The sequence below is a fragment of the Sporosarcina jeotgali genome, assembly GCF_033304595.1.
In the GTDB taxonomy this organism is placed as follows: domain Bacteria; phylum Bacillota; class Bacilli; order Bacillales_A; family Planococcaceae; genus Sporosarcina; species Sporosarcina jeotgali.
Genome location: NZ_CP116341.1, coordinates 2,520,755 through 2,540,546, shown reverse-complemented (window position 1 = coordinate 2,540,546; position 19,792 = coordinate 2,520,755). Strand labels below are relative to the sequence as shown.

The window sequence follows — 19,792 nt, the reverse complement described above, 5'->3', positions numbered from 1 at the left end:
CGAGATGCCGTGTAAACACGGCCGGTTCGTCCCGTTACGAAACGATAGAGGACTAATTTGCAATCTATGCTAATTAGTCGAACTTAGGTGGTACCGCGTCCAAAGCACAAAGACGTCCTTTTATTAGGATGTCTTTGTGCTTTTTTGCGGATAAAGACTTTGCGGCCAATCATTGAACAGGAGGAAAAGACATGTCAAACACACAGCAAAATGATTTTTCAAAGTGGTATATTGATACGATTCAAAAAGCGGATTTGATGGATTATACACCAGTACGGGGGTGTATCGCGTTCAAACCGGATGGCTTTGAAATTTGGGAGCACATTCAAGATGAGATGAACCGTCGATTCAAAGAGACTGGACACCGCAATGCATATTTCCCGATGTTAATACCTGAATCTTTCTTCCAAAAGGAAAAAGATCATATCGAAGGGTTTGCACCTGAATTGCCTTGGGTAACTGAAGCTGCAGGTGAGCCGCTTGAAGAGAAACTTGCGCTTCGTCCAACATCGGAAACAATGATTGGTCACTTGTACTCCGACTGGATTAAAAGCTACCGGGATCTTCCAGTTCTTATCAACCAATGGGCGAATGTATTCCGCTGGGAGAAAAAGACATTACCATTCATCCGCACGTCTGAATTTCTCTGGCAAGAAGGCCACACGGCTCATGCGAATGAAGAAGAAGCACGTCACGAAACCATGCAAATGTTGAACATTTACAAAGAAGTCGTTGAAGAGCTTCTGGCAATTCCTGTATACGATGGACAAAAAACACCGTCTGAGCGATTTGCAGGAGCGGTGGATACGTATTCGATCGAAGCGATGATGAAGGACGGAAAAGCAGTCCAAGCCGGAACGTCTCATTATCTGGGTTCGAAGTTTGCGGAAGCATTCGACATTAAATATCTGACAAAAGAAAATAAACATGAATTCGTACACACGACATCTTGGGGAACGTCAACTCGTTTGATTGGTTCTGTCATTATGGTTCACGGCGATGAGCAAGGTCTGGTACTGCCTCCACGCGTTGCACCGACTCAAGTTGTGTTAATCCCGGTAGGTCCTTGGAAAAAGAATCCTGCGATTATGGAGAAGCTCGATGAAATCTATGCAGAGTTGAAGTCCAAAGGCATTCGCGTTCGTTTGGACGATTCAGATCAATCTCCCGGATATAAATTTAACGAGTGGGAACTAAAAGGCGTGCCAGTTCGCGTTGAACTTGGACCGCGTGATCTGGAGAACGCACAAGCAATGTTGAAATTACGTGACGAGGAAGGCAAAGAAGCCTTTGCATTGGAAGGATTGATTTCAGAAATTGAAAATCAGCTGACTGCTATGCAAAGCCGTTTGTTGGAAAAAGCACGTACATTCCGTGATGAAAACTCTCATACAAACATTGAGACATTGGAAGAGCTCAGCGCACATATTGCAACTTCACAAGAAAACAACGTAATCCCTGGCTGGATCCTTGCTGGATGGTGCGGCGAGGATGCGTGTGAAGAGCATGTAAAAGAAGAAACAAAGTTCACGACACGCAACATTCCGTTCAACCCGCCAGTTGAAAAGCATACGTGCATTAACTGCGGCAAAGACGCGAAGCATACTGTTTGGTTTGCGCGCGCTTATTAAAATGATAAATCCCCATCGAGTCCGTAATTCGGATGCGATGGGGTTTTTTATTCGAATAAATATAGAGTTCCGCGATAAATGAAGATAGATCAGTTTGAGAAGGAATACAGTTAGATTTACTCTTTTAAGATGAGTATTGCAAAAACATTAAATTAGTCACAATTCTCCCTTTTCAACCGATATGAAGTACGGAGGGATCAACATGAAAATGAAAATTCGTACAAAACTTATACTTATATCTGCAATTTTGTTAGTAATACCTAGTTTGGTTATTGGGCTGAGCGGCTACACATTAGCTAAAAACAGTTTAAATGATATTGGTTCACAAGGGTTAAAAAATGATGTGTCACTAGCAATCGATGTATTGGAATCTTTACAAGAACAGGTAGACAAAGGCGCAATATCACTTAAAGAAGCTCAAGAGGTTGCGAAAGAAAAACTGATAGGTCCGCTTCAAGAAGACGGAACGCGAATCGTTGAGTCTGAAGTGGATATGGGAGAGCATGGTTATTTCTTCGTTCTTGGGGATGATGGCAAGGCTCTGGCGCACCCGGTGAAAGAAGGGGAAGACCTAAGCGGTTCGAAGACCAAAGACGGCATGATGACGACAATGGAAACAATAAAGACAGCGCAAGAGGGCGGCGGGTTTTTAACATTCGATTTTGCTGTTCCTGGAACAGATAAGGTTGCGCCTAAAATCGTTTATGCCCAAGTATTCCCGCAATGGGGATGGAACGTCGTTGCTGGCTCGTACTTAATGGATTTCAATAGCGAATCTAAAACTTTGCTGATGGTTTTAGGGGTAGTTCTAGGTGTTTCACTGCTGGCTGGCGCAGTTGTCATCATTTGGTTCTCAGGCCATTTGTCGAAGCCGCTTATAAGAATTACGAATCATGTCGCTCAAGTAGCTGAAGGGGATTTGTCCGGCGAGGTCGGCCCAGTGAAAAATCGGGATGAAATTGGTGAACTCGCATCTTATACAACCCGCATGTCTGAAAATCTGAAAGATATGATTGAACAAGTATCGAACGCATCCATGCAAGTAGCTGCAACTTCAGAAGAGCTTTCTGCAAGCAGTGAAGAAACGAGCAGATCAGTGGAGCACGTTTCGGAGGCAATCCAAGAGTTGGCGAGCGGAGTCGACGGCCAACTGGAACAGACTGAAACTGCCAATGAAGCAGCAGCCAATTTGTCAATGGACATGGAGCATGTAACGAAAGAAATGGAATCAGCCGGCAATACGATTCGAACAACCGTTCAGCTCGCAGAGGAAGGGTCAAGCTCTGTGAACAGGGTAGTTAATCATATGGAATCCATTCAGCAAGAGACGGATTCCGCATTCAATTATGTCAATCAGCTTGGCGGAAAATCAGCAGAGATTGGTAAAATCGCCGGTATGATTACGGATGTTGCTGAACAGACTAATCTTCTCGCACTTAATGCCGCAATTGAGGCTGCACGGGCAGGCGAGAATGGACGAGGTTTCGCAGTTGTAGCGGACGAAGTGAGAAAGCTTGCAGAACAATCATCGAACGCAGCGACTCAAGTAGGAACTCTCATCGAGGCAATTCAGAAAGACATCGGCTACTCAGTGTCGGCAATTGGAAAAGGAAATCAGGCAGTAAAAGAAGGAGCTGATCTCGTGCAGGAAACGGGTGAGACCTTCCAAAGAATTACTGATGCGATCAACAGCATGTCTGGACAAATTGGTGAAGTAACCAGCAGTACAGAAAGAAACCGCAAAGAGTCGGAACGAATTGCGGAAGTAATGGAGCAAACAGCTGCGATTGCAATGAGTTCGGCCAGCCACACTGAAAATATAGCCGCTACGGCAGAAGAGCAGACGGCTTCGATGGAGGAAATTGCAGCGGCTGCAGATACTCTTGCTAATATGGCTGAAGAACTGCAGGAAACGGTTCGGAAATTTCAACTGTAACAACCGGTCAAACTAAAAACAGCCGGACGGCATCCTTAAAGCGGATGGTTGTCCGGCTGTTTTTTTATTTTAAAAAACTTAATTAGAGGCCCCATAAAAATGCTGCCAAGCCTCATATATTCCGCCGGCATAATGGCGGGAAGCTCTATAAAGGTTTGGGTGATCCGGAATCCCCTTCAATTCTTCATAAGCATTTCCCACAATTACCGAGGGCCAGCCGCGGCTTAACATATCTGTATCATTTCCTGAATCGCCCGCCACTAATAGATTGACAGAGGGATGGGCGAATTGTTGAATCACATATTCAAGTGCATTTCCTTTTCCCGAACCTCTTGGAAGCACATCCACATCATTATTGGAACTGAAAACAAGATGGTGAGGAATATGTTTTGCGCATAACGCATCTTTAAACTCATTCACCGTATCGATGCCGTCTTCCAGGGTGAAAGAAATCCGACAGTCTTCAGGAAGTTTTTGGCGGTGCAGGCCTGGGAATCCGGAAGCTGTTTCCAATACCCGTTCAGGCTGCCAGCCCTTTCCCATTTGTTTACTCCATAGTAAATCCTCTTGCCAATCAGGCATATGCCAAACCTTTGTTCCAACATCCGAGATCACTAAATCGGGTATTGGCAAGCTTGCTTCTGAAATGAGTTGCCGGACGGACTCCGCATGACGCCCTGTCACATATACGAGAGCAACATCATAAGGAGCATTTTGAAACAAGGTGATGAGGTCTCTCACATCTGAATCATTTCCTGCCAATGTATTATCCAAATCAGTTGCTAACATATGCGTCTTTAACTTCATAACTGACTCCTTCATACAGCGTATCTACTTTTTTTGCAATCACTTTCCAATTAAAATTCTTCTTGGCGAACGAAGCGGCTTGTTTACCAAGCTGTTCTGCAATATCTGGACGTTTTGCCAAAAATCCAATTGCAGAGGCAAGATCTTTTATATTTTTTGGATCCACTTGGAGTCCAGTTCTCTTGTGAATGACAATGTCACCTAATCCGCCTACTTTTGAAGCAATCACCGGACTGCCGCAGGCTTGAGCTTCTGCTGCCACCATCCCAAACGATTCATAATAGGAAGGGACAATGACGGCCAAGCTGTTTCTGAAATGTGCAGCCAGCTCTTCTTGATGAAGAGAACCGAGAAAGTCTACATGCTCTTCAATCCCTTTGACTGCATTTCTCAATTCGGCAGAAAGGGCTTGGTTTCTAATCGGATCTACCTGATCAGAATCGCCGCCTATTATTTGTAAGCGTATGGGCGTTTTAAGAAGTTCGGAATTGCAAAGAAGTTTAAAAGCTTTAAGTAAGGTATAGATTCCTTTTGTCTTTTCTAGTCGACCTGCGAATGTGATGGTTAAGGGCTGAGGGACGGGATTGGCAGCAGGAGTAAATAGTGAATCCACACCAATCGGAATCACCCGAATAGAAGATGGAAGTTTTACAGAGGCTTGAATAAGAGCTTTTTCTGTTAGAGAAGTAGCAATCACTTTATCGGCATTTGACAGGATCATTTGCTCAGCTTTTAATCTGCGAGGTTCTTTGACTCCTGTTGCCATCTGCTTAGCTGCAGCTAGAGAATGTGAAGTGTGGACCCAAGGCAAGTCAAAGTCTTTAGTTAGTTGTAAACCGAGCAGACCTGAAAGCCAATAGTGTGTATGCAGAATATCGTATTGAGAAAAATCTTGAAGCAATTTCATTTCACGATAAAAAGCCGGGAGAAGATGGTACAATTTATTTTTTTCAACAAAACCTTTTTGTCCTGCCTGGACACGCAGAACTCGGCACTTATTACCAAATCCTTCAACTTGGGGTGCTTCAGCATTTGACCAATGAGTGAATACGTCAACAGAGTGTCCGCGAGCTTCCAGCGCCAGTGCCAGTTGTTTCACGTAATTATTCTGACCCCCTGCTTGACTTGACCCCAGAGGCGCTAAAGGATCACCATGGTCTGATATAAAACAGATTTTTTTCTCCATTTATAAATTCCTTCTTTCAGTATATTTTCATAACCTCTGTAATTTAGTAAACTATCTCATAAACTATTTTAATGATTTGATTAGGATTTACCCTGTACAAAAAATCTATAAACCTTTCTATTACTTACCTGACTGGTTATTACGGGTATACATTTTTAAAACAGGGAACCATATGAATAAGTACTTATGTAAATAACAGATAAGGAATAGTGCGGGCAGGATAGAAGGAGGCAAGGTGAAATGGACATCACTATGAGCAAAATAATTAAGCAAACTGCATGAAAGTGATATCCTTATCTAAGTATAAGAAATAAAAGAACATAAAAGGAGTTCCTCAAGATGACAATACGAGTAAAAGCAATCATTGGAAGTACAAGTTCAACTTCCTACAATAGAAGATTAGTGAATTTCATGAAAAAACGTTATGCTGATCGATTGGACATTACATTAGTTTCAATCAATGATGTAGAAATGTTCTCCGTTGATCATGAAAGTGAACCGCCGGCAAATGTCCGTGCATTTAAAGAAAATGTAAAAGATTCGGATGCTGTATTATTCGCAGTTCCTGAATATAACTTCTCCATCCCAGGCGCTTTGAAGAATGCGTTGGACTGGTTATCACGCGGAGGAGAAGCAACGCTGCGTGATAAGCCTGCTTTCATTGTAGGATCGTCAATGGGCGTTTTCGGCAGTGTCCGTGCTCAAATTCATTTACGTGAAATTCTATCCAATCCCGGTCTTTCTCCATTGATTTTGCCAAACAATGAAGTGTACATTGGCTCTATTCATCAGAAACTGAGCGATGACGATGAACTAACTGACGCACCAACAGTTGCATTCTTGGATTCTGTTGTGAATAATTTCGTTGACTTCTATGAGCGCATGACGGAAATGCATGCAGCGAAAAAAGCATAAGGAAGCAAAAAGAGGCTGGGACAAAACTCAGTAAATTAAAAAAGAACGAATCCTAAGGAATTATCCTAGGGATTCGTTCTTTTGGTATTTTAGAAAGGAAAATAGGAAGACACTCTGTTAAAATAGATTCACCACAAACCATTTAAGGAGGTCTTCCTATGTTTAAAGAGTATAACATGAATCAACTAATTTTGCCGCTCGATATGGAAATGAAGCTACAGAAAGATGATATTGCCTACGCTGTGAATGAGCTCGTGGAGTCGATCCCCGGAGAAGCCTTCACAGGCTTTTTGCGTGAAACCGGCTGCCCTGCCTATCATCCGCGCATGATGATGAAGATTTTGCTCTGCGCTTACACCCAGTCCGTGTTTTCTGGCAGAAAGATTGAAGGGCTTTTGAAAGACAGTGTCCGGATGATGTGGCTGGCTCAGGGATATGAACCAACCTATCGTACGATCAATCGCTTCCGGGTCCACCCCGAAGTGAAAGAGCTTCTTCGCCAATGCTTTGTACAATTCCGCTGCCGACTCGTAGAAGAAAAGCAAATCGAAGAAGAAGCCATCTTCATAGACGGGACTAAACTCGAAGCCAATGCTAACAAGTACACCTTCGTCTGGCGTAAAGCCGTTGAAAGATACAGTGCGAGCCTGGTCGAAAAATCGAATCAGATGTATGAGGAGCTTTTGGAAAAGAACATCATACCGGAGATCGAACGAGAAAGTTCGGACGAGCTTACCACGAACGAACTGTCCAACATCCTCAACAAGCTGGAAGATACGGTACAGACCTACGATGAAAAAATTGAAGAAAGCGACGATACAGAAGTTCGAAAAGAGCTGCGGTCGCAACGCAAGGAACCAAAACAGTATCGAAAAAAGTTCCAGGATTTTTTACAACGCAAAGAGAAATACCGGATCGACATGGCGATTTTTGGAGACCGTAACAGCTATTCCAAGACGGATCATGACGCCACCTTCATGAGGATGAAGGAGGATCATATGAGTAATGGCCAGCTCAAGGCAGGCTACAATGTGCAAGTGGCAACCGAAGGACAGTATGCGCTTGCTTACGATATCTACCCAAACCCAACGGATACACGAACACTCATCCCGTTTCTTAATCTCATCGAGAAAGACTATTTCGAGCTGCCGGAGTACATAGTCGCAGATGCTGGTTATGGCAGTGAACAGAACTATGGAGATATCCTTGAAAACAGAAAGCGTACACCATTGATCACCTATAATCAGTATCGGAAGGAAAAGACAAAGAAATACAAAGAAGATCCGTTCAACACAATGAACTGGGCTTATGATGAGGAAGCGGATTCCTACACTTGTCCGAATGGCCGCAGGCTAGGATTTAGCCATTTTTCAAAACGAACCGACAAATACGGATTCACACGCGAATACAAAGCGTATGAATGCGACGATTGTTCCGATTGCCCATTGCGCTCCCTTTGTACGAAAGCGCAGGAAGGCAACAACCGGAAATTGTATATCAATGAAAAATGGGAAATGCATAAAACAATCATTCGAGCGAAGCTTTCAGAAGAGAAAACAGGTTCACTCTACGGTCAACGGAAAATCGACGTAGAACCAGTTTTTGGATTTCTGAAGGCGAATTTGGCGTTCACTCGTTTCTCTGTGCGGGGAAATGATAAGGTGAAAAATGAACTGGGCTTCGCATTCATGGCCGTGAATTTGAGGAAATACACGGCCATAAACAACATTCAGGCATCAGAAAACGGAAAGAATACGAGAAAAAAAGCGAGTGCTCACCAAAAATCGGTGAACACTCGCTTTTTTTGCTTCAATCTGACTGGTTGTGTCCCAGCCTCTTTTTTGTTAAGGAAGAATGGCGAAAGAGCGTACCGGAAATCCGGATGCCTTTTCAGGCTTTGGAACGACGTTGAAAATGACAGCGCCTTTTGCTGGAAGTTTGTCTAGATTCGTTAAAAGTTCCACTTGATACGTATCTTGTTCAAGTACATAGTACTCTCCATGGAGCGCACCGTTTTTTCTAAAGTCTGCCGCAGAATCGGTATCGAATGTCTCGTGGCCGACTGCCTTTACACCGCGTTCTTCAAAAAGGAACGTTAAGGCATCCAAGCCCCAGCCTGGAATTCGATTATTCCCCTCATCATCTTTGTTGCAAAAACGTTCTGCGTCGGGCCAGCGTTTACTCCAATCGGTCCGAAGTGCTACGAATGTATCCGATTCGATGGGTCCGTGTTCTTTTTCGAACGCCAGCAAGTCATCCTTTGAGCACGTAAAGTCATGGTCTGCTTCTGCTTCTTTGGATTTATCTACGACGACTAAAGGAAGCACAAGCTCTTTTAACTCCAGTTCCTCTAAAAAGCGTGTATCCCGCACGAAGTGAATAGGGGCATCGATATGCGTTCCGTACTGACCTGCAAAGCTGAATTGCTGTGCAAAGAAACCATAGTCATGGTTAAACAGTGTTTTGAACTCAGCGTCTTCAAACATGAAGAAGTGAGGAGAATCCGGTCCGAATGTATGAGTGAGGTCCACCCATTCTTTTGCCTTCAATGCAGTCAGTGCAGCCAGCAAATCTGTTTGTGTTTGTGTTGTCATCTCAATCCCGCCTTTTTGTGCCGAATTCCGGCTATTATATACAAAAAGAAGGCCCTCGATAAACCTTAAGAGGGCCTTCTATGCAATCCGCATGAAGTCAGCTCTCATCTTTAGAGATGCTTATGCACCTCCTGGAATTAGCACCTCGGCCATTAGGGCAGGTTGCTGAGACATCACAGGGCCAGTCCCTCCGTCTCTCTTGATAAGAAAGTATTGAATTATTTGTAAAGTGATTATTCTGATAGTATCACGCTTGAATGTTGATTGCAATAGTGCTCTGATGATTTCTTTCTCTGGGGAATTTGATATACTTGTCTATAGTTTGGAAATTCTTCAGAAGATGTTACCTGAGCTTTTATTTGCGCTTGCAAATGAAAGCGATTGCGGGTAGAAATGTGCAGTAAAATTTTTTGAGGGTAGAGTTGTTGGAAAAACGGGTAAAGCACAGTTATAAACGATCTACATAACCTATTTGGAAGAGGCGAATTAGTGTGAGCACAAACTATACGGATGATAGCTTGGCATTACATACAGATTTATATCAGATCAATATGATGGAAACGTACTGGGCGGAAGGCATTCATAACAAGAAGGCGATTTTCGAGCTGTATTTCAGAAAACTGCCATTCGGAAATGGGTATGCCATTTTTGCAGGACTTGAGCGCGTGCTGGATTATTTACGTGATCTGAAATTTACTGATAGCGATATCGCTTATTTAAAAAATGAATTGCATTATAAAGAGGACTTTCTTGAGTATTTGAAAGACGTTCGTTTTACTGGGGATCTCTATTCCATGAAAGAAGGAGAAGCGGTATTCGGAAACGAACCGATCATGCGGGTTGAAACGACGCTGGCTGAAGCACAGCTTATTGAAACAGCGCTCTTGAATATCGTTAATTACCAGACGTTAATTGCGACTAAGGCTTCTCGTATCAAGCAAGTGGTGAAAGATGAAATGGTCATGGAATTCGGAAGCCGCCGTGCGCACGAAATGGACGCGGCGGTTTGGGGGGCGCGTGCTGCGGTTATTGGCGGTGTGGAAGCGACTAGCAACGTCCGCGCGGGTAAATTATTCGGCATCCAAGCTAGCGGTACCCATGCTCACTCCCTGGTACAAGCCTATAAGAGCGAGTACAAAGCGTTTCACTCGTATGCAAAGCGGCATCGTGATTGTGTGTTCCTTGTAGATACGTACAACACGCTGAAAATCGGCGTTCCAACAGCTATTAAAGTGGCTAAAGAACTCGGCGACAAAATCAACTTCATAGGTATTCGCTTAGACAGCGGGGATATCGCGTTTTTATCGAAAGAAGCACGCCGTATGCTGGACGAAGCAGGATTCGAAGATGCGAAAATCGTGGTATCGAATGATTTGGATGAGTACACGATCCTTAACTTGAAAGCACAAGGGGCGCAAGTCGACATTTGGGGGATTGGCACAAAACTCATTACCGCATATGACCAGCCTGCGCTTGGTGCTGTTTACAAACTTGTTGCGATTGAAGGAGAGAATGGTGAAATGGTCGACACCATCAAAATTTCTTCCAATGCAGAGAAAGTGACGACACCGGGACGTAAGAAATTGTATCGGATTATTGATAAAGAAAATGGGAAAGCTGAAGGAGACTACATCACTATGTATGATGAAGATCCGAATGCCGAAAAGCGCATTAAAATGTTCCATCCCGTCCATACGTTTATCTCAAAGTTTGTAACGAATTTTGAAGCTAGGAACCTTCATGAAAAAGTGGTTGATCACGGACAAGTCATCTATGACGTCCCGCCAACTTTAGAAATCCGGCAGTATGCAAAAGATAACTTGGATCTGTTATGGGATGAATACAAACGCTCACTTAACCCTGAAGAATATCCAGTCGATTTGAGTCAGAAATGCTGGGACAATAAGATGAAAAACATTCAAGAAGTCCAGGAAATGGTAAGTGACTTCATCCACGAATAGGAGGGACCGGAAATGAATGAATTACAACAGCAAATTATTCATGAGTTGCACGTGCTGCCAAAGATTGATCCGCAAAAAGAGGTTCGGGTTTCTGTAGATTTTCTAAAAGCGTATTTAAAGAAAAATACGTTTTTAGAAGGCTATGTTCTTGGGATTTCAGGAGGTCAGGATTCAACGTTAGCTGGAAAGCTCGCGCAGATGGCAGTTGATGAATTGAATGAAGAACTCTCGACTGACCGCTATAAGTTTGTTGCAGTCCGATTGCCATACGGTACGCAATTCGATGAGGAAGATTGCCAAGACGCTCTGCGTTTTATAAAGCCTTCTGCTACGTATACAGTGAATATTAAAGAAGCAGTAGATGCCAGCCGACGTGCATTGGACGCAGCCGGCATTTCCTTATCCGATTTTGAAAAAGGGAATGAAAAAGCGAGAGAACGCATGAAAGTACAGTTTTCAATGGCGGCGTTCCATCATTGCGCAGTAATCGGTACGGATCATGCAGCAGAAGCCATTACAGGATTCTTTACAAAGTTTGGCGACGGGGCTGCCGATGTTACACCGCTGTCCCGTTTGAACAAACGCCAAGGGAAGGAGATGCTTCGCGAGCTTGGATGTCCGGAACATTTGTATAACAAAGTCCCGACTGCCGATTTAGAAGAAGATAAGCCTGCGTTGCCGGATGAGATAGCGCTTGGCGTCACTTACGAACAGATCGATGACTATCTGGAAGGAAAGTCAATACCGGACGCGACCCGTCAAACGATCGAACGTCATTACCTCCGTTCCGAGCACAAGCGGCATCTTCCAATTACTGTATTCGATGATTTTTGGAAATGATTGTAGAAACCTCTCTTTTCTTGAGAGGTTTTTTTGTTGCCGGTTAATTCTGTTTGTTTTGTAAATTTGTTTGTCGGACTGTAGGAATTCCGGTATGATGGAAAGAACTGTAGAGTCATCCAGCAAATGAGCATGGGGGGAATTAGGATGTCATATAAAGAGAAAATCGATGCGATCCTAGCGCGCATCGAACAAACAATTGTAGGAAAACGGGAAATCAGCGAACTTAGTCTGACAGCACTGCTGGCAGGTGGACACGTACTTCTCGAAGATGTACCGGGTGTAGGGAAAACGGTGATGGTGAAATCCTTGGCGGCTTCCATTGGCGCTGAGTTCAAGCGAATTCAATTTACACCGGATTTGCTGCCTTCAGATGTGCTCGGAGTTTCGATTTACAATCCGCAGCAGATGGAATTTGAATTCAGACCGGGGCCGATTGTCGGCAATATTATTTTGGCGGATGAAATTAATCGGACGTCTCCAAAAACCCAAGCAGCATTACTGGAAGGGATGGAGGAATCCTCCATCACGATTGATGGAAAGACCTTGCAGCTTCCTCAGCCGTTTTTCGTGATGGCAACACAAAATCCGATTGAATATGAAGGAACGTATCCTCTTCCTGAAGCTCAAATGGATCGGTTTTTATTCAAATTGAAAATGGGATACCCAACAAGGGATGAAGAAATTGAAGTCCTCTCGCGTTCAGAATCTCAAATCCCTCCTGAGCTCACTGCACCGGCTATTGCGTTGGAGGATTTGCTTGGGCTGCAAGTCGCTGCGTCCAATGTCATTGTAGATGCAACGGTTAAATCGTATATAGTGGATTGCGCGACGGCTACACGGAATCACGCGTCCGTATACCTTGGTGTCAGTCCTCGAGGATCGCTCGGTCTTATGAAGGCATGCCAGGCATATGCACTCATCAGCGGGCGTAATTATGCAACGCCAGACGATGTGCAGTATTTACTCCCATATGCGTTTAGTCACCGGATCATTCTGCATCCTGATGCTGAATATAGTGGCCATTCCATAGACGATGTATTGATCGACGTCTTAGCGAAAGTCCGTGTTCCGTTTGTAAGGGCGAACTCTGTATGACACGAAGACGTGCAACACTTACCATTCAAACGCTCTTTGTTTTGCTCGTAATAGGCGGAGCATATTCGTTTGCAATGTTTCAAGGCGGCATGGTTAGCTGGACGATTTTTTACTTCATCGTGCCTTTTTCTTTGTATGCGCTTTCCATTGTATTTTACCCTTTAAATAAGACCTCTGTGAAAAGAGAGATCCAACAACCTCTGCTTGGTATTGGCGAGTCAACAATCGTGAAGATTCGTGTGGAGCGTACAAATCGCTATCCATTGCTGTACCTCTCCGTTAAAGAACCAGTGAATGATGGGTTTGCTTCCGTTACACAAGGAGGAACTTCCCGGTTGTTTGTCATGGGGTTTCGAAAAGAAGCTGTTTTTCAATATGAACTAAAAGGCAATCAAAGAGGAGAGCATAACTTTCCTCCTGTACAAATTGAGATTGCAGACTTTTTAGGGTGGGTGAAAAAGAGTGAAACGATTGTCGCAGAAGGAGAATCCACGCTGCTCATTTTCCCAGAGACGAAGTCGATTCAGTACGTCCCAATCGGTTCTTATCATGACAAAGGGACAACCAGATCGCCGTTTTCATTGATAAAAGAAACGACGGTAGCGACCAGTGTCAGGGACTACCAGCCGGGAGATCGAATGTCATGGATTCATTGGAAGTCATTTGCAAGGACACAAAATCTGATGACAAAAGAATTCGAGAACAAACGGGGAGAGCATGTCACGTTATTGCTGGATGCCAGGTCATCAGGCGCATTTGAAGAACAAATCCGATTCGCAGCCTCTATTTTAAAAGAAGCTTCTGTGCGCAAGGCGGATTTAACGTTTTTAACAACAGATGCAGCCAATTCTGTGATTCGCACCATATCAGGTGATGGGCAGCTTCGAAAAGCACTTACTCAGCTAGCCCGCCTGCAGCCAATTGATGAGACACTAGCGAAACAGCCCAATTATTCGGTTGCCTTGCAAGGCGCTGGAGCGATTGTCGTCATTTCGGGGAATCCAGACGCACTATTCTTGAGGGCTGTCCTTAGCGCATCGCGAGCGCAGCCGGTATTTTGCTTTGTGGTAAAAAAGGGATCGGAGCCGATACCGAGTTTTGTTGATCAAAACATAAAAGCAGCGAAAGCGCTGGGTGTGACTGTTCAAGTGCTGACGGATGAACAGTTTGAACGCTCGTTTCAGGGGGTGGCTAAAGCGTGAAAGAAATTCGAATGGATAGATGGCTCGTAATTCTCTTGTATACGCTTGCCTTCTTCATGACAATTGAGTGGCTCAAACCGGTCGCGGACCTGACTGATACGGGTTACATAAGTCATTTCTATGGATTTATAGCATTGTGCTTGATGTTTGGTTTGTTCCGTCTTCCAGGATGGATAGGCATTCCGATTAAGATTATTTATATAACGCTCTCACTCCAATACGTTTTTTATGGAGATGACTGGCTTTCTGCAGAAGCGCTGAACATGACTGCGTCAACTGTGGGGCAAAGCTTTGCATCCATTTGGAGTGGTGAGTGGATGGAGATTTCCTATTTGTTTCGAACAGGATTATTCTTCATATTACTGTGGATGCTCGCTTATTTAATCCGATTTTGGATTGAATATCGCAAGTCAATTATGTTGTTTTTCGGAATGACGGTAATCTTCCTCTCGGTCGTGGATACATTTACACCGTTTGACGCTTCTTTTGCGATAGTGCGCGTAATGGTGATCGGGCTGCTATTGATGGGTCTGCTGTTTCCGCTTCGGCTATCCGCGAAAACGAATACGAAGCTGCCGATTACGAATTATTTTAAAGTGTTGGCTCCTTTAGGAGGTTTACTGCTGTTGGTTGCGATCGTAGCAATTCTTGTCCCTGTTAAAGAGCCTGTATGGCCGGATCCCGTGCCCTTTATACGCTCAGCAGCTGGTTTAGGGAACACAGGAAGCGGACAAGGAGTTTCTAAAGTTGGGTATGATCCCGATGATACGCAATTAGGAGGAGCGTTTCAGCAAGATGATACGCTCGTTTTCGAAGCTTATGTAGACTCGCGTCAATATTGGAAGATGGAGACGAAGAATACATATACGACGAAAGGATGGATCCAGTCTTCTGGAGATGATTATCAAGACCACCAAGGACGCTTTTCAAACTTGATTGGAGGACAGGTATTAATCCCGCCAAGACAGCGTGCCGATGTAGATCTGTATGAACCTCTGCCGATTTTGCCATACCCTTATGGATTTGAAGAATTACAGACGGCAGAAGGACTTTTGTATAATACGGAAGAGGATACCGGGAAGCTGTCTTTGAATTCCAGTGAACCGTTAGATATGACATACCGGACGGAATTCGTTCAGCCGGAATACAGTTTGAAAGAACTCCGTGCAACAGAAATGGGTGAGCTCGCTTCTATAAGTTACGAAATGGATCCATATCTGACGTTACCGCTGGAAGTTCCGTCACGTGTAGAAGAACTGGCGCATGAATTAACGAAAGATGCGCCAAGTGTTTATCAAAAAGCACAAGCTATTGAACGGTACTTTGGAAGAAGCGGATTTGTCTATGCGAGAGAAGATGTGGCTGTCCCGAAAGAGGATGAGGATTATGTCGACCAGTTTTTGTTTGAAACGAAACGCGGCTACTGTGATAACTTCAGTTCATCTATGGTGGTTATGCTTCGGTCCGTCGGAATACCTGCGAGATGGGTGAAAGGGTTCGCACCTGGTGAGTTGAATCGTGATGATAATCGGCAGAAGTACTACACGATCACCAACAATCAGGCGCATTCATGGGTGGAGGCGTATATGCCTGGTATAGGCTGGATGCCTTTCGAACCGACAATTGGGTTTAACGGCGTATCGAATGTCAATTTCGATATAGAAGCTGCAGAAGATGATGTGAAAGAACAGGAGCAAATCAAACGTCCGGAAAAGAAAAAGCAGCAAGAACAACAAAAACAAGCTGCTAAACGTAAAAGCCAGCAGGAGTCTTGGCTGCTTCGGATAATTCCGGAATGGCTGCGTTCTTGGGCGGCTGTCAGTATCATTATCGGAGCCGCTGTTGTTGCGATTGCCGGAGGGTTCTATGTCACACGGAAAAAGTGGCTGCCTCGCCTTGCGATACGTAACAGTCGGAATAAGTCTGAAGGCTGGGAAACCTTTGCTGTTCAATATGAACAATTATTGAAGCACTTGAACAGGGTGGGGATTAAAAAACCAGATGGGATGACGTTAATGAACTTCGCAAAAGAAGTAGACCGAGTGCGCGGGGATGCCCAAATGAGTACGTTGACGGCAGCTTATGAAAAAGGATTATACGGGCGCACAGAAACAAATCAAGATTGGGCAGAATTACGTAAAATTTGGGAAGATTTAATCATTGACACAACCGGTTGATTTTTTCTTCAGGCCGCAGTAAGATGAGTCCAGGAATATAAATACTTGAATGCTCTCATATAGGTCCGATAATAGGGTTCGGATGTTTCTACCTGGTCACCGCAAATGACCTGTCTATGATAGCGAATGCAGCTGCGGGAAATCCGTGGTCTGTTTTCGTTATTTCATAGATATCGATAGAAACAGGAGACGCGCAGAAAGAGTTTACTTTCTTACGCGTCTTTCTCTGTTTACAGGGTATACTTGAAATAAAACGAAGAAGAGGTGGATTTCATGTCAGCAGCTCCATTATTGTCAGAACAAGAGAAAATCGTAGTTTTGGATTTAGGCAGCACGTACAACCAGCTAATTACACGAGTTATCCGGGATTTAGGCGTATACAGCGAGCTTTATCCGCACACAGTAACAGCGGAAGAAATTCGTAACATGCACGCAGCTGGCATTGTCTTATCTGGTGGAGATACGAAAATGGACGCAAATATTGATCCTGAAATCTTTACATTAGGACTCCCTGTTCTTGGACTTGGCTCAAGCTTAGAAATCATGACACAGCAATTTGGCGGTAAGACAGCATCTATGGAAGCACATGGTGCAGCGTCTACACTAACTGCTGAAGGATCTTCTAAATTATTTGCAGAAATCAGCGGATCTTTTGCAGCGCATATTGGCGGTACTGAAAAAATTACAGAACTTCCTGAAGGCTTCACTGCAACTGTAAAAGACGAGCATGGACATATCGCAGCAATCGAAAACGCTGATAAAGGACTATACGGCGTTCAGTTCCATCCAGAAGTCGACAGCACAGAAAATGGAGAAACGATTCTTCGCACGTTCCTTCGCACAATCTGCAATCCGACAGGCGAATGGACAATGGAAAGCTTCATTGAAGCAGAAGTACAAAAAATCCGTGAACAAGTCGGCGAACGCAAAGTTTTGTGTGCACTTAGCGGCGGTGTCGATTCTTCAGTGGTTGCAACACTTATTCACCGTGCAATCGGTGATCAGCTGACATGTATCTTTGTGGATCACGGTTTGCTGCGTAAAGGTGAAGTAGAAAGTGTTGTCGATACATTCAGCACGAAATTCCATATGAACTTCATCAAAGTGGATGCTGCAAAACGTTTCTTGGACAAGCTGGCAGGAGTTACAAATCCAGAGGAAAAACGTAAAATCATCGGTAACGAATTCATTCGTGTATTCGATGAAGAATCAGCGAAGCTAAAAGGCATTGATTTCCTTGCACAAGGTACAATTTATGCGGATATCATCGAAAGTGGTACAGCAACTGCGGAAGTCATCAAATCTCACCACAACGTTGGCGGATTACCGGAAGATATGGACTTTGAATTGATCGAGCCATTGAAAGCATTGTTCAAAGACGAAGTACGTAATGTCGGTAAAGAGCTTGGATTGCCTGAAGATATCTACAATCGTCAGCCGTTCCCTGGACCAGGTCTAGGTGTTCGTGTACTTGGTGAAGTGACGGAAGAGAAGTTGAACATTGTACGCGATGCGGATTATATCCTTCGTGAAGAAATTGCTTTAGCTGGTCTTGACCGTTCAATTTGGCAGTACTTTGCAATTCTTCCTGGCATCAAGAGTGTTGGTGTGAGAGACGGCAAGCGTTCGTATGATCACGCAATCGGTCTTCGTGCAGTTCATTCTTCAGACGGTATGAGTGCTGACTGGGCTCGTATCCCTTGGGATGTTTTGGAGAAAATCAGTTCACGTATTACAGCAGAAGTGGATCATGTAAACCGCGTTGTTTATGATATTACTGCAAAACCACCAGGCACAATCGAGTGGGAATAAAACAGAATAACTGATTGTCGTATATCCTTGGGAATAAGGCCCAAAAGTCTCTACCAGAGCACCGTAAATGCTTTGACTACGATGAATGGAACGCTTCTTGCAAAGATTGTGCAAGAGGGGTCCCCCATTTAGAAGAGTTTGGAGGAGCATGCGACAAAAATTGTCGCATGCTCTTTTTAAATCCAAAACATGATGAGGACGGTTGATGATGAAAAAGTATTTCGAGTTTGAAAAGCTAGGTACAAATTATCGCAGGGAAATCATTGGGGGAGTAACTACATTCCTCGCAATGGCGTACATATTAGCTGTAAACCCGCTTGTTTTATCTCTTGACGGGGTACCGGATATTCCGGATGCAATGCGAATGAATAAAGGTGCAGTATTCGTTGCTACAGCGCTTGCGGCAGCAGTCGGTTCGTTATTTATGGGACTCATCGCACGATATCCAATCGGGTTAGCACCAGGCATGGGACTGAATGCATTCTTTGCATTCTCTGTCGTACTTGGATACGGAATCCCTTGGCAAACCGCTTTAACAGGTGTTTTATTCTCAGGACTTATTTTTATTGTTCTTTCATTAACTGGACTGCGTGAAATGATTATTAACGCAATCCCAGCGCAGCTCAAGTATGCAGTAGGTGCGGGAATCGGTTTGTTCATCACATTCCTGGGACTGCAAAACGCAAATATTATCGTAGGAGATCCAAATACGCTAGTCGCTTTAGGTGATTTATCACAAGGGCCAGTTTTACTTGCGATCTTTGGATTAGTAATTACAGTAATTATGATGACCCGAGGAATTAAAGGAGCCATCTTCTACGGAATGATCTTGACGACTGTAGCGGGAATGTTAGTAAGTCTTATTGACGTTCCGGACAAAGTCGTTTCAAGTGTCCCAAGTGTGGCGCCGACTTTTGGTGCGGCATTTGAAGCAATCTTCAATAATCCAGGCGAGTTGTTTACAACACAATTTCTTGTCATCATCATTACATTCTTGTTCGTAGACTTCTTTGATACAGCCGGAACACTTGTGGCAGTTGCAACTCAGGCGGGTTTGATGAAAGAAGGAAAGCTGCCGCGCGCAGGTAAAGCATTATTAGCAGATTCCATGGCGACTGTTACTGGTGCGGTCTTCGGTACTTCAACAACAACTTCTTACATTGAATCAACAGCTGGCGTTGCAGCTGGTGCGAAAACAGGATTTGCTTCTGTTATTACAGGACTCTTGTTCTTACTAGCATTATTCTTCTCTCCATTATTGTTTGTTATTACACCGGAAGTAACTGCTCCTGCATTGATCATCGTCGGAGTACTGATGGTTTCGAACTTGGGCAATATCGAGTGGACACGTTTCGAAATGGCAGTTCCAGCATTCTTCACTGTCATCGCGATGCCGTTGACGTATAGTATCGCAACAGGAATCGCGATTGGATTCATTTTCTATCCGATTACGATGCTGCTCAGCGGACGCCGTAAAGAGATTCATCCTATTATGTATATCTTGATGGTGCTATTCATCCTGTACTTCATCTTCATTGAATAACTTGGACTTCTGAAGCAGTTGGCTTTCCTTTCAAGGGAAGCCAGCTGCTTTTGCTTTATAGATAGTATTAGGGGTGATGAACCTTGAAAC

14 protein-coding genes, 3 riboswitches and 1 other annotated feature (1 of these 18 only partly in view) are annotated in these 19,792 nt (G+C 44.1%); of the genes, 11 read left to right on the top strand and 3 right to left on the bottom strand.

Annotation, left to right across the window (positions count from 1 at the left end; genetic code table 11):
* Window positions 1–123: a binding site (T-box leader), on the top strand (it extends 100 nt beyond the left edge of the window).
* Between the two features lie 68 nt (window positions 124–191).
* Window positions 192–1,631 carry a proline--tRNA ligase gene (gene proS / locus PGH26_RS12785; protein WP_323691433.1) on the top strand — a complete coding sequence of 480 codons (1,440 nt, stop codon included), beginning with the start codon at window positions 192–194 and terminating at the stop codon, window positions 1,629–1,631.
* Window positions 1,632–1,833: 202 nt separating this feature from the next.
* Entirely contained in the window at window positions 1,834–3,567 is a 1,734-nt protein-coding gene (locus PGH26_RS12780) for a methyl-accepting chemotaxis protein (RefSeq protein WP_323691432.1), read from the top strand.
* Between the two features lie 78 nt (window positions 3,568–3,645).
* Here the strand turns inward: PGH26_RS12780 and PGH26_RS12775 are convergent, their stop codons facing one another.
* Window positions 3,646–4,374 (bottom strand): HAD family hydrolase, encoded by a 729-nt coding sequence (locus PGH26_RS12775; protein WP_323691431.1) that lies wholly within the window; start codon window positions 4,372–4,374, stop codon window positions 3,646–3,648.
* Window positions 4,343–5,560: a glycosyltransferase gene (locus PGH26_RS12770; protein WP_323691430.1), complete on the bottom strand. Its 1,218-nt coding sequence runs from the start codon at window positions 5,558–5,560 to the stop codon at window positions 4,343–4,345. Before PGH26_RS12770 ends, PGH26_RS12775 begins: the two co-directional genes overlap by 32 nt.
* A 339-nt stretch (window positions 5,561–5,899) precedes the next feature.
* On the opposite strand from PGH26_RS12770, the gene PGH26_RS12765 reads away from it, so the two are divergent.
* Together PGH26_RS12765 and PGH26_RS12760 are read left to right on the top strand one after the other, a co-directional pair.
* A complete protein-coding gene (locus PGH26_RS12765) occupies window positions 5,900–6,475 on the top strand; it encodes an NADPH-dependent FMN reductase (RefSeq protein ID WP_323691429.1) in 576 nt (191 codons plus the stop codon).
* Window positions 6,476–6,633: 158 nt separating this feature from the next.
* Window positions 6,634–8,421 carry an IS1182 family transposase gene (locus PGH26_RS12760; RefSeq protein ID WP_323691428.1) on the top strand — a complete coding sequence of 596 codons (1,788 nt, stop codon included), beginning with the start codon at window positions 6,634–6,636 and terminating at the stop codon, window positions 8,419–8,421.
* On the opposite strand, the gene PGH26_RS12755 is transcribed toward PGH26_RS12760, so the two are convergent.
* The gene (locus PGH26_RS12755) at window positions 8,320–9,069 is read right to left on the bottom strand and encodes a cyclase family protein (protein WP_323691427.1); all 750 of its coding nucleotides are present in this window, start codon (window positions 9,067–9,069) and stop codon (window positions 8,320–8,322) included. The genes PGH26_RS12760 and PGH26_RS12755 overlap by 102 nt on opposite strands.
* A 101-nt stretch (window positions 9,070–9,170) precedes the next feature.
* A riboswitch (SAM riboswitch) is annotated at window positions 9,171–9,278 on the bottom strand.
* Between the two features lie 282 nt (window positions 9,279–9,560).
* Between PGH26_RS12755 and PGH26_RS12750 the strand changes: the two genes are divergently transcribed.
* The 7 genes from PGH26_RS12750 to PGH26_RS12720 all read left to right on the top strand — a co-directional run bounded on the left by PGH26_RS12750 (window position 9,561) and on the right by PGH26_RS12720 (window position 19,702).
* On the top strand, window positions 9,561–11,030 hold the full coding sequence (locus PGH26_RS12750) for a nicotinate phosphoribosyltransferase (RefSeq protein ID WP_323691426.1): 1,470 nt from the start codon (window positions 9,561–9,563) through the stop codon (window positions 11,028–11,030).
* 12 nt (window positions 11,031–11,042) lie between these two features.
* Window positions 11,043–11,870, top strand: a complete 828-nt coding sequence (nadE, locus tag PGH26_RS12745) for an NAD(+) synthase (protein ID WP_323691425.1) — start codon at window positions 11,043–11,045, stop codon at window positions 11,868–11,870.
* Window positions 11,871–12,017: 147 nt separating this feature from the next.
* Window positions 12,018–12,968: an AAA family ATPase gene (locus PGH26_RS12740; RefSeq protein ID WP_323691424.1), complete on the top strand. Its 951-nt coding sequence runs from the start codon at window positions 12,018–12,020 to the stop codon at window positions 12,966–12,968.
* On the top strand, window positions 12,965–14,170 hold the full coding sequence (locus tag PGH26_RS12735; protein WP_323691423.1) for a DUF58 domain-containing protein: 1,206 nt from the start codon (window positions 12,965–12,967) through the stop codon (window positions 14,168–14,170). Before PGH26_RS12740 ends, PGH26_RS12735 begins: the two co-directional genes overlap by 4 nt.
* On the top strand, window positions 14,167–16,347 hold the full coding sequence (locus PGH26_RS12730) for a DUF4129 domain-containing transglutaminase family protein (protein WP_323691422.1): 2,181 nt from the start codon (window positions 14,167–14,169) through the stop codon (window positions 16,345–16,347). The genes PGH26_RS12735 and PGH26_RS12730 overlap by 4 nt, the downstream gene beginning before the upstream one ends.
* Before the next feature lie 35 nt (window positions 16,348–16,382).
* A riboswitch (purine riboswitch) is annotated at window positions 16,383–16,484 on the top strand.
* A gap of 136 nt (window positions 16,485–16,620) precedes the next feature.
* Window positions 16,621–18,159 (top strand): glutamine-hydrolyzing GMP synthase, encoded by a 1,539-nt coding sequence (gene guaA / locus PGH26_RS12725; RefSeq protein ID WP_323691421.1) that lies wholly within the window; start codon window positions 16,621–16,623, stop codon window positions 18,157–18,159.
* Window positions 18,157–18,258: riboswitch (purine riboswitch) on the top strand. Its footprint overlaps the gene before it by 3 nt.
* A gap of 109 nt (window positions 18,259–18,367) precedes the next feature.
* Window positions 18,368–19,702, top strand: coding sequence for an NCS2 family permease (locus PGH26_RS12720; RefSeq protein WP_323693527.1), 1,335 nt, complete (start codon window positions 18,368–18,370; stop codon window positions 19,700–19,702).
* Window positions 19,703–19,792 lie beyond the last annotated feature (90 nt).

Excerpts from the sequence above, each read along its gene's own strand:
- proS (WP_323691433.1), top strand. The coding sequence starts at position 192 with ATGTCAAACACACAGCAAAATGATTTTTCAAAGTGGTATATTGATACG.
- PGH26_RS12780 (WP_323691432.1), top strand. The coding sequence starts at position 1,834 with ATGAAAATGAAAATTCGTACAAAACTTATACTTATATCTGCAATTTTG.
- PGH26_RS12775 (WP_323691431.1), bottom strand. The coding sequence starts at position 4,374 with ATGAAGTTAAAGACGCATATGTTAGCAACTGATTTGGATAATACATTG.
- PGH26_RS12770 (WP_323691430.1), bottom strand. The coding sequence starts at position 5,560 with ATGGAGAAAAAAATCTGTTTTATATCAGACCATGGTGATCCTTTAGCG.
- PGH26_RS12765 (WP_323691429.1), top strand. The coding sequence starts at position 5,900 with ATGACAATACGAGTAAAAGCAATCATTGGAAGTACAAGTTCAACTTCC.
- PGH26_RS12760 (WP_323691428.1), top strand. The coding sequence starts at position 6,634 with ATGTTTAAAGAGTATAACATGAATCAACTAATTTTGCCGCTCGATATG.
- PGH26_RS12755 (WP_323691427.1), bottom strand. The coding sequence starts at position 9,069 with ATGACAACACAAACACAAACAGATTTGCTGGCTGCACTGACTGCATTG.
- nadE (WP_323691425.1), top strand. The coding sequence starts at position 11,043 with ATGAATGAATTACAACAGCAAATTATTCATGAGTTGCACGTGCTGCCA.
- PGH26_RS12740 (WP_323691424.1), top strand. The coding sequence starts at position 12,018 with ATGTCATATAAAGAGAAAATCGATGCGATCCTAGCGCGCATCGAACAA.
- PGH26_RS12735 (WP_323691423.1), top strand. The coding sequence starts at position 12,965 with ATGACACGAAGACGTGCAACACTTACCATTCAAACGCTCTTTGTTTTG.
- guaA (WP_323691421.1), top strand. The coding sequence starts at position 16,621 with ATGTCAGCAGCTCCATTATTGTCAGAACAAGAGAAAATCGTAGTTTTG.
- PGH26_RS12720 (WP_323693527.1), top strand. The coding sequence starts at position 18,368 with ATGAAAAAGTATTTCGAGTTTGAAAAGCTAGGTACAAATTATCGCAGG.